The organism is Paraburkholderia sp. EG286B (assembly GCF_040965655.1).
Lineage (GTDB): Bacteria > Pseudomonadota > Gammaproteobacteria > Burkholderiales > Burkholderiaceae > Paraburkholderia.
Window position 1 is genome coordinate 1 of record NZ_JBFRCF010000142.1, and the last position, 705, is coordinate 705.

General features: G+C 62.6%; 1 protein-coding gene. It reads right to left on the reverse strand.

The annotated features are described in order from the left end of the window. On the reverse strand, nucleotides 1-705 hold a 705-nt coding region (locus AB4Y42_RS44115), incomplete at both ends, for an AMP-binding protein (protein ID WP_368697879.1).

The window sequence follows — 705 nt, forward strand, 5'->3', positions numbered from 1 at the left end:
TGTAAAGCTCACCCATCACCCCGAACGGAACAGGCGCGCCATGACCGTCCAGAAGATACACCCGCGTGTTCGCGATCGGACGCCCAATCGGGACAATGGCCCCATCAAACTCAGCCGGGCAACTCCACGCGGTCGCGTCGATCGCAGCTTCCGTTGGACCATAGAGATTGTGCAGGCCGGTCCAGGGCAATAGGCGCCGAGCCTTCTGCACGCTGGCGGCGGCAAGCGCCTCGCCGCTGCACACAAGACGCCGCAGCGATCTGCAGTGCTCACCTCCCTTCGCATCCAAGAAGCTGACCAGCATGGATGGCACGAAGTGAGCCGTCGTGATGCGCTGGCTAACGATCAAGTCGACCAATGCATTGGGATGTTTGTGCGCATCTGGTGGCGCCAGTACCAGGGTCGCGCCTTCAAGCAAGGTCCAGAAGAACTCCCAGGCCGAGACATCGAAGCCAAACGGCGTCTTCTGCAACACAACATCAGTTGCCTGGAGAGCGTAGGCCCTTTGCATCCAGATCAGGCGATTGATGATGGCGCGGTGCTCATTCTGTGCTCCCTTTGGCGTGCCGGTGGAGCCGGAGGTGTAGATCACGTAGGCGAGGTGGCGCGCGCTCAGGCCGAGCGTGCGCGGGTCCGGATCGGAGGCCGGCAGGTTCGCCCAGGCCGGCGTTGCCGTGTCGAGATCCACCACCGTCCTATCGAGCA